The sequence below is a fragment of the Halorubrum sp. SD612 genome (assembly GCF_002135005.1).
In genome coordinates, this window is record NZ_NEWI01000340.1 from 1 (window position 1) to 1584 (window position 1584).

At 65.6% G+C, this 1584-nt stretch carries 1 protein-coding gene; it reads right to left on the reverse strand.

Translation table 11 applies throughout. The annotated features are described in order from the left end of the window. Positions 1–318: 318 nt before the first annotated feature. Entirely contained in the window at positions 319–1428 is a 1110-nt protein-coding gene (locus tag B9G38_RS17130; RefSeq protein ID WP_086221164.1) for a GTP-binding protein, read from the reverse strand. Positions 1429–1584 lie beyond the last annotated feature (156 nt).

Here is a 1584-nt window from a genome sequence, read left to right on the forward strand (position 1 = left end):
GGGGGGGCGAGGAGGTGGCGCGGGTGGCGCGCGGTGCAGTCGTTGCGGTCCTGTCTGGGGCGTCGCGCGGGGGTGCTGACGTCGGCTGCGTGGTGTGCGCGGCTGGGGCTTTGGTGGTGTCGTCCGTCGATCCGCAGTCAACTATTTATAAGCGAGCGGCTGGGGCTTTGGAGCCGTTCGCCGCCGGTCTACGGTCAGTTATTTATAAGCGAGCCGCTGGGGCTTTGGCGGTGTTCGCCGTGGATCGACTGGCAGCTATTTATAAGCGAACGGAGAGAGCGCCTAATGCGATAGCGCTGCCAACGTCTATTTAAAAGTCTACTTCCGCGCGACGATCCGGAGCACGTCCTCGTCGGCGAGCTCGTGGCCCTTCCCGACCTGCTGGTCGTCGTGTTTGGCGCTGTCGCCCGAGACGCGCGCGAACTTGAACCGCTCGTCGAACTCGCCGCCGAGCTTCGAACAGGCGTCGCCGACGGTGTCGCCCTCGAACAGGATGAGGGGCTCCTCGTAGTCGACGCCGCGGCCCGGCTTGTCCATGTAAATGCGAATAACCCCCAGCTCCTCCCAGAGTCGCTCCTTGAGGCCGTCGAGGCCGAGCCCCTCCTCGGCGGAGATGAAGATCACGTCGTCGGGGTCCAGATCGCGCTCGCGAAGCTCCGCCTTCACGGTCGGGAGGTAGCTCTTGTCGATGAGGTCCGCCTTGTTGACCGAGACCATCGAGGGGAGGTACTCGCGGTTGTCCATCACGGCGTCGACCAGCTCGTCGATGGTGAGGTCGTGGGGGATGGTGACCTTCGCGTTGACGTAGCCGTACTCGCGGAGGACCTGCTTGACCGTCTCCTCGTCGAGGCTCACGTCGTCGCTCATCGTCACGCCGAGCCCGTCCTTGTGCGTCTTCCGGATGTTGATGTTCGGCGGCTCCGTGTCGAGGCGGATGTTGGTGGCGTACAGCTCCTCGCGGAGCCGGTCGTACTGCTCGATCTCGAAGACCGAGAGCATGAACACGACCAGGTCCGCGGTGCGGACGACCGAGAGCACCTCCTTCCCGCCGCCGCGGCCGCCGGCGGCGCCCTCGATCAGCCCGGGCACGTCGAGGATCTGGATGTTCGCGCCGCGGTACTGCAGCATCCCGGGGTTGACGTCGAGGGTCGTGAACTCGTAGGAGCCGACCTCGCTGTCGGCGTTGGTGAGGGCGTTGATCAGGGTGGACTTGCCGACGCTCGGGAAGCCGACCAGCGCGACCGTGGCGTCGCCGTGCTTCTCGACCGCGTAGCCGTGACCGCCGCCGGCGGAGGACTGGTTCTCCAGCTTCTCCTTCTTCTCCGCGAGCTTCGCCTTCAGGCGCCCGATGTGAGCCTCCGTGGACTTGTTGTAGGGCGTCTCGGCGATCTCCTCGCGGAGGTCTCCGATCTCCTCCTCCAGTCCCATTACCAAACCCTCGGCCGGTCGGCTCGTTAAAGGTGTTCCTTCGGATCGCCGGCCGCGCGTCGGGCTCCGAATCCCTCGACAGCCACCCGTGAACTGACGGTTCGCCGCCGGCGGAGTGGTTGGCGCGCCGATAGTTCGACACGGTTATACCGGTGA

Coding starts and splice junctions, on each gene's coding strand:
- B9G38_RS17130 (WP_086221164.1), bottom strand. CDS start 1,428: ATGGGACTGGAGGAGGAGATCGGAGACCTCCGCGAGGAGATCGCCGAG.